The sequence below is a fragment of the Clostridium sulfidigenes genome (assembly GCF_000732635.1).
Classification (GTDB): Bacteria; Bacillota; Clostridia; order Clostridiales; family Clostridiaceae; genus Clostridium_J; species Clostridium_J sulfidigenes.
The window spans coordinates 96,086-103,776 of sequence record NZ_JPMD01000002.1 but is presented as its reverse complement, the minus strand read 5'-3'; the positions used below and the strand labels follow the sequence as shown (position 1 = coordinate 103,776).

Below are 7,691 nucleotides of genomic sequence, written 5' to 3'. Positions count from 1 at the left end.
AGCTGATTTGTAATCAGCAGGTTGTAGGTTCGATTCCTATTGCCAGCTCCATAAGTGGAGGAGTTCCCGAGTGGCCAAAGGGGGCAGACTGTAAATCTGTTACGTTTCGTTTCGATGGTTCGAATCCGTCCTCCTCCACCATATAAGGTCGCATAGCTCAGCTGGGAGAGCACCTGCCTTACAAGCAGGGGGTCACAGGTTCGATCCCTGTTGCGACCACCATAATGAATTATAATTCATTAAATTTCAAAACTATATAATATGCTGGCATGGCTCAACGGTAGAGCAGCTGATTTGTAATCAGCAGGTTGTAGGTTCGATTCCTATTGCCAGCTCCATAAATGGAGGAGTTCCCGAGTGGCCAAAGGGGGCAGACTGTAAATCTGTTACGTTTCGTTTCGATGGTTCGAATCCGTCCTCCTCCACCATATAAGACACTAAGTTTACTTAGTGTCTTATTTTATTTTTAATAAAATATAAAATAGGAATTGAGTAAGTATTTTATAATAATTGAATAAATCTTTTTATTAAGTTTAAAATATATTTAATGGCATATAGAAAGTTATTATAATGGTAAATATTAATTATTTATATTAATAGATAAGTGTGTTGACAGTTAAATTTCCCTATGCTATTATCTATGTATAAATTAATAATATAACTCTTATCAAGAGTGGTGGAGGGACAAAGGCCCAATGAAACCCAGCAACCGGCTATTAAAAGCAATGGTGCCAATTCCTGCAGGATTTTCTGCAAGATAAGAAAGCTTAGTTTGAAATATACTAACCTCTTCTTGTCTGATAAGAAGAGGTTTTATTTTTAAGTGTCGGTAATATTTAAATACTTAAGGAGGAAAATTCAATGAGAAGATTATTTACGTCAGAATCAGTAACTGAAGGACATCCAGATAAAATGTGTGATCAGATATCTGATGCAATACTAGATGCCATATTAGAAAAAGATCCAAATGCTAGGGTAGCTTGTGAAACTGCAACTACTACAGGAATGGTTCTTGTAATGGGAGAAATAAGTACAAACTGCTATGTAGACTTCCAAAAGGTTGTTAGAAATGCAGTTGAAGAGATTGGATACAATAGAGCAAAATATGGATTTGATTGCAATACATGTTCAGTATTAACATCTATAGATGAGCAATCAAGAGATATTGCTATGGGAGTTGATGAAGCTTTAGAAAGTAAAGCAGGTCAAATGAACAATGATGAGGCTACGGGTGCTGGAGACCAAGGTATGATGTTCGGATTTGCTACAAATGAAACAGAAGAATATATGCCTCTTCCAATTTCTATGGCTCATAAATTATCAAGAAGACTAGCAGAAGTAAGAAAGAATGGAACTTTATCTTACTTAAGACCAGATGGAAAAACTCAAGTAACTGTAGAGTATGAAGACAATAAGCCAGTTAGAATAGATACTATAGTAATTTCAACTCAGCATTGTCCAGATGTTACAAGAGAACAAATCGAGAAGGATTTAAAAGAGCATGTTATAGCTCCGATAGTACCTGCTGATTTATTAGATGCAAGCACAAAATACTATATAAATCCTACAGGTAGATTTGTTATTGGAGGACCTCAAGGAGACTCAGGTCTTACAGGTAGAAAAATAATAGTAGATACCTATGGTGGATCTGGTAGACATGGTGGTGGAGCTTTCTCAGGAAAAGACCCAACAAAGGTAGATAGATCTGCTGCTTATGCATCAAGATGGGTAGCTAAAAACTTAGTAGCTGCTGGTGTTGCTGATAGACTAGAAATACAACTTGCATATGCTATTGGTGTTGCTAGACCGGTATCTATACAAATTGATACTTTTGGAACTGGAAAACTTTCAGAAGATAAGATAGTAGATATAGTTAATAAAGTTTTTGACTTAAGACCATCATCTATTATAAAAGAATTGGATTTAAGAAGACCTATATACAAACAAACTGCTGCTTATGGTCACTTTGGAAGAAATGACTTAAACCTACCATGGGAGCAATTAAATAAGGTTGAAGAAATAAAGAAATATATATAAGTAATTAAAGATATATATTTATCAATAAGAATCCACACTAACAATATGATTTGTTAGTGTGGATTTTTTAAGTAGAGAACCCAAATCTACGATTTGGTGTGAATCACTTACTCAGCGAAAGTACTGAGTCGAGTTTCATTAAAAAGACTATAATTAAATTTGCATAGATTATGAAATTTAACAAGGATAAATATTTTTATTTTAAACTGAGCCATATTACTAAATCTTATTATATTGTTAATATATATGAGATATAATTTGGTATAATAATAGTTATAGATAGATAATAATAGGTATTAGGAGAGATTTTATGATAACCATTGAAGGGATAGTTGAAACAGTTGTATTTAGAAATGATGATAATGGGTATACAATATGTAAACTAAGGTGTGATAAGGAAGTTGTCACCATTGTTGGAACAATACCATTTATAAATGAATCCCAAGAATATAGTGTTCAAGGGGAGTGGACTGTTCATCCTAAGTTTGGTAAGCAGTTTAAAATAGAAAGCATACATGAAATAATACCTACAACTACTAGCGGCATCGAAAAATATTTAGCTAGTGGAGTCATTGAAGGTATAGGAAAGGTTACAGCAAAAAAAATAGTAGAATTTTTTGGAGAAGATACAATAAAAATATTAGATAGTAATATAGAAAAGCTTGAAGAGATTCCTGGCATAGGTAAAAAGAGAATAAATACCATTATGAAATCTTATTTAGAGCAGAGGGTTACTAAGGATATTATTATTTTCTTTCAAAGTTACGGCATAACTGTTAATATGGCAATGAAGATTTACAAGAAATTTGGAGTTAACTGCATAAATATAGTTAAGGATAATCCATATATATTAACAGAATACATAAGTGGAATTGGGTTTAGAACAGCGGATTCCATAGCTAAGAGCTTGGGCATAGAGAAGGACTCTCTATTTAGAATAAAAAGTGGAGTTATATATATAATTAATGAATTTTGTACTATAGGGAATACCTTTATACCTATGGATAGATTAAGGGATAAAGGAATGAAACTTCTGGAGATAAACAGTGAGAAATTTGATGAAGGAGTTTATGAGCTGATAATTGATGGAAAGATTAAGGTAGAGGTAGTAGATAATATAGATGCGGTATATAATATGTCCTATCTTTATCTAGAGATGTCTGTAACACGTAAAATAGTAGAACTAGCCACTACTAATTATGATAAATTAAGTTTAAATGTAAATGAGAAAATTAATGACTTTGAAAGTAAAGCAAATATTAAATTAGCCAATTCTCAAAAAGAAGCTATAGAGGGTGCTTTTTTTAATGGGATAGAGGTTATAACAGGGGGACCTGGAACAGGAAAGACAACAATTATAAATTGTATTGTAAGTATTTTTGAGAGCTTAGGACTTAAGGTATTTATGGCTGCACCTACAGGAAGAGCAGCAAAAAGGATGGCTGAAGCTACAGGTAGAGAAGCAAAAACTATCCATAGACTTTTGGAAATAGGAAGTTATAGTGAAGAAGAGGTAGATGAAATAGAAAATGAAACATCTGCCATAGAATGTGATGTTTTAATAGTGGATGAAGCCTCTATGGTAGATATAAGTCTTATGAATGCTCTTTTAAAAGCAATGCAAGTGGGAACTAGACTAATAATAGTAGGAGATGTGGATCAGCTGCCATCAGTGGGACCAGGAAATGTTCTTAGGGATATCATAGAAAGTGATGCAGTAAAAGTTGTAAGACTTAATGAGATATTTAGACAAGGTCAAGAAAGTATGATAGTACAAAATGCCCACTTAATAAATGAAGGCAAGATGCCTATTTTAAATACCAAAAATAGTGATTTCTATCTTGAAAGAGCTGCAGATAGTGAAGTGATGTTAGAAAAAATCATTGGATTAGTGAAAACGAGACTTCCTAAGTTTAATGTGGAATGGGATAGTGTTAGAGATATACAGGTATTATCACCTATGCGTAAGGGAATTATGGGAATAGATAATTTAAATATACAACTTCAGCAAGTGTTAAATCCTAAAAGTAAAGATAAGGATGAAGTTGAGATTAAAGATATGATTTTTAGAGTAGGAGATAAGGTTATGCAAATTAAAAATAACTATACTCTAAAATGGAGCAAAAATAATTCCAGTGAAGAAGGTAAGGGTGTATTTAATGGAGATGTGGGGTATATAACAGAAATTAGTGAGGATGAGGATAAGATTACTGTATGCTTTGAAGATGATAAAATCGTAGAGTATGAGGAAAGCGACTTAGATGAAATAACTTTAGCTTATGCAGTTACTATCCATAAGAGCCAAGGAAGTGAATTTCCTGTAGTTATTATGCCTATGTTTATGGGACCACCGCTACTGATGAACAGAAATTTGCTTTACACTGGAATAACTAGGGCTAAGAAGTTAGTTGTATTGGTAGGTAATTCTAAAGTAGTTGAATTTATGAAAGATAACAATAGAAGTTTTGAGAGATATTCAGGACTTAAATGGAGAATAAGAGAGATAATTCATATGTAGGTAGGAGCGATTTTATGTCATTTATAAAAACCAATAGAGAGATAGTGGAGGCATCAAAGAAATCTATAGAAGATACCATATTAGATGGTGCTAAAAAGAAGTTGCATAAAATAAATATAATTTCTGCATTAAATAATAAAAAACAAATTTTTAATAAGGTATTTAACTGGTGTTTTAAAGAAAGTAAAAAGATATTATATATAATAAATACAGATATAGAAGAGGTAAAGATATTAGGATTGATTAATAAAATTTTTATAAATTCTATTGAAGGTGAGAATGATATAGCATATACAGGTAAAGTTAATATATGTACCCACAGTAGAGCCTTATACTTAAATGAGAAATTTGACTTTATTATATATGATGAAATAAATTCTAGGCCTATATATAGCAATGAATCTATAAATAAGCTAATGGAGTATCTATGTAATAACTATGGAACTATGATTAGTTATTCCACGGAACCAATTTTTCATAATGAGTTAATATTATATAATTTAAGAAAAGATAAACAAGTTCCTATTGCTGAACCTAGGATTATGGTAACTAGAGTAAATATAGAAGAAGAAATACCTATGAGTGTATATGAATACCTAGAGTGGTCAATAAATACTAATAAGAAGGTTTTAATATATACTCCAGATGATGAGAAAACTCATAAGGTTTATAATTATCTTTCTAATATAGACCATAAGCTTACAAAAAATATATTTAAAGATATAACAGGAGATAGTGACAAGAAGGAACTGTCTAAATTTTTACTAGCAGAGTATGGTATATTGGTTACTAATAATTATAATGAGAACTATTATGGAGTGCATCCTTTGAATATTATGATTTTTTTTGCAGATAATGATAACTTTAATTATAAGGATTTGGTTTATATATCTAGTAAGATAAATAGAAGATCTATGGCAGAGCGAGAAGAGGTTATTTTTCTTTGTAATAGTGAAACTGAGGATATGGATAGATGTAAAAATATTTTAAGGGAGTTAAATAAAAGAGCTTGGGAAGAGGGAGTTTTGAAATTATAAAACAGATAGTAGATAATATATTGTCCACTATATATGGAATAGATGATAAATGCATAATATGTGATGAATATGAAGATAAGGATTATATTTGTGAAAAATGTAAAAAGAGCATTAATATAATTAATATAGAGTCCTTAATAACTTACCAAGATGAGGAATTTATAAGCTATTCTTTAGGATTCTACGGCTATGAATTAAAGAAATTGATTTTAAAACTTAAATACAATAAGAGTTTTTTAGCAGGAAAAATATTAGCAGGTTATATGTGTGATTTTATATTAGAAAATTTAAAGGATAAGGTAGATATATTAACCTTTATTCCAAGTAGTAAATCTGCTTTAAAAAGTAGAGGGTTTAATCAATGTGAAGTACTTTGTAAATATATAAGTAAAAATTGTAAAATTCCTTACAAGGAATTGCTTTATAAAGCAAGTGATAGTGCAGATCAAATTGGATTAGACAATATAAAAAGATGGGAAAATATAAAGGATTCTTTTATAGTTAAAAATAAAAAAGAAATAGAAGGAAAGAGAGTACTCATTATCGATGATGTAATCACATCTGGAGCTACAGCTTTTTATGCGGCAAAAGCTATTAAGGAAATAAAGGCCAATGAAGTTTTTATATTGACAGCGGCGAAAAGTAGAGTATAATATAAGAGTCGGGTTTGTGGTTGAAAGTCGATGCCAGTCGCAGGCGAAACGATCCACGTAAGTTAAATAAAATGTTTAATGAGCATGGTGCGGCTTAGAAGTAAGTCCTACCGTATTATAATGCGAGAGGGTTAGTAGTGAGAGGGTAATTCTGGGTAGCAAAAGCTCCAGTAGGCGAGTGTGGGGTCAAAGACCAGGTCAAACGACATAAGTACCTTAATGGTGCTAATTAGCAGTCTTTTATGGACTGCTATTTTTTAGTGTATAGGAAAGTATAGATTTTTACGTTTTATTGGTTTTACGTTAGGAACGTGGTGCATGCCACTTTTTTTATTACATTATATATTGAAGCTGTATTTTTAACTTTAGTTATGAAATGATGTTTAAATTTTTAAATATGTATAAACAATTTTTATATTTTTATTATATGATATCCAGCACATGTAATTTTATTATAACATAAAATATGAAAAAAATCATATACTATGTAAAGGCGTTATAAGTCGTAGAGTGAAGGAAAAGTAAGCTAGAAAAGGCTAGAAAGAAAACTTTTCAGAATATTGAGTAAAGCCTTCTTGCAAGTATTTATAGTAAAGCTTAAAATATAATTACAAAATAGAAATATTAAAAGGAACCACAATAATCCTTTTTAATATGAGGGGAGCTGGAATTATGAAAGTTAGAGTTATAGGAAGAAATATCGAGGTTACTGAAGGGCTTAGAGCTGCAGTAGAAAAGAAGTTATCAAAATTGGATAAATTCTTTGTAAATAATGAGAATGCTACAGCTACACTAAGTGTGGAGAAGAATATACACAAAATTGAAGTAATAATTCCGTTTAACAGTGCATTATTAAGAGCAGAAGTAAGAAATGGAGATATGTATAATGCAATAGATACTGTAATTGACAAGCTTGAAGGTCAAATAAGAAAACAAAAAACTAAGCTTGAAAGAAGAAATTATGACAGTTCTTTAAGATTTAATAATATAGAACGCTATGCTGACTATGACGAAGAAAAAGAGCCAAGGATAGTAAAGACTAAAAGATTTGCTATAAAACCTATGAGCCAAGAAGAAGCGGTGTTACAAATGGAACTTTTAGGACATGATTTCTACGTATTTATGAATGGCGATACAGATGAAGTAAATGTTGTTTATAAAAGAAAAGACGGAAATTATGGTTTAATTGAACAAGATTTCTAAAATTAGTTTTAAAGAAAAGTTTAAAATATACTTATTATATTAATAAAAACTCTATGGCATTAGCTATAGAGTTTTTTATGGCAATAGAAATTATTAATACTATATTAAAATAGAACATAAATTTACTTATTTTGGATGAAAATTGTGGGTATAAAGTTGAAGTGACAAAGAATAACTGATATAATCTAAATTAGTATTTATGTGATGATTATAGCTAACAAACCTTAGATAGAAAGAGTGAGG

At 30.9% G+C, this 7,691-nt stretch carries 5 protein-coding genes, 4 tRNA genes and 1 riboswitch; all 9 genes read left to right on the top strand.

The genetic code is table 11. The features are described 5' to 3' along the window. Positions 1-56 precede the first annotated feature (56 nt). The 9 genes from IO99_RS02460 (at position 57) to hpf (ending at position 7,448) form a co-directional block, all read left to right on the top strand. Positions 57-141, top strand: a tRNA-Tyr gene (locus IO99_RS02460). Positions 142-146: 5 nt separating this feature from the next. Beyond that, positions 147-222, top strand: a tRNA-Val gene (locus tag IO99_RS02455). A 41-nt stretch (positions 223-263) separates the two neighbouring features. Beyond that, positions 264-338: transfer RNA gene (locus IO99_RS02450), tRNA-Thr, on the top strand. 5 nt (positions 339-343) lie between these two features. Beyond that, positions 344-428: transfer RNA gene (locus IO99_RS02445), tRNA-Tyr, on the top strand. Between the two features lie 233 nt (positions 429-661). Further along, positions 662-764: riboswitch (SAM riboswitch) on the top strand. A gap of 97 nt (positions 765-861) precedes the next feature. Next, positions 862-2,037: a methionine adenosyltransferase gene (gene metK, locus IO99_RS02440; RefSeq protein ID WP_035129780.1), complete on the top strand. Its 1,176-nt coding sequence runs from the start codon at positions 862-864 to the stop codon at positions 2,035-2,037. Positions 2,038-2,347: 310 nt separating this feature from the next. Further along, positions 2,348-4,555 (top strand): SF1B family DNA helicase RecD2, encoded by a 2,208-nt coding sequence (gene recD2 / locus IO99_RS02435; protein WP_035129777.1) that lies wholly within the window; start codon positions 2,348-2,350, stop codon positions 4,553-4,555. Positions 4,556-4,569: 14 nt separating this feature from the next. After that, positions 4,570-5,592, top strand: a complete 1,023-nt coding sequence (locus IO99_RS02430; RefSeq protein WP_035129775.1) for a hypothetical protein — start codon at positions 4,570-4,572, stop codon at positions 5,590-5,592. Continuing rightward, entirely contained in the window at positions 5,565-6,245 is a 681-nt protein-coding gene (locus IO99_RS02425) for a ComF family protein (protein ID WP_035129773.1), read from the top strand. Before IO99_RS02430 ends, IO99_RS02425 begins: the two co-directional genes overlap by 28 nt. A gap of 672 nt (positions 6,246-6,917) precedes the next feature. Beyond that, entirely contained in the window at positions 6,918-7,448 is a 531-nt protein-coding gene (gene hpf, locus IO99_RS02420) for a ribosome hibernation-promoting factor, HPF/YfiA family (RefSeq protein WP_035129771.1), read from the top strand. Positions 7,449-7,691 lie beyond the last annotated feature (243 nt).

Excerpts from the sequence above, each read along its gene's own strand:
- IO99_RS02430 (WP_035129775.1), top strand. The coding sequence starts at position 4,570 with ATGTCATTTATAAAAACCAATAGAGAGATAGTGGAGGCATCAAAGAAA.
- recD2 (WP_035129777.1), top strand. The coding sequence starts at position 2,348 with ATGATAACCATTGAAGGGATAGTTGAAACAGTTGTATTTAGAAATGAT.
- metK (WP_035129780.1), top strand. The coding sequence starts at position 862 with ATGAGAAGATTATTTACGTCAGAATCAGTAACTGAAGGACATCCAGAT.
- hpf (WP_035129771.1), top strand. The coding sequence starts at position 6,918 with ATGAAAGTTAGAGTTATAGGAAGAAATATCGAGGTTACTGAAGGGCTT.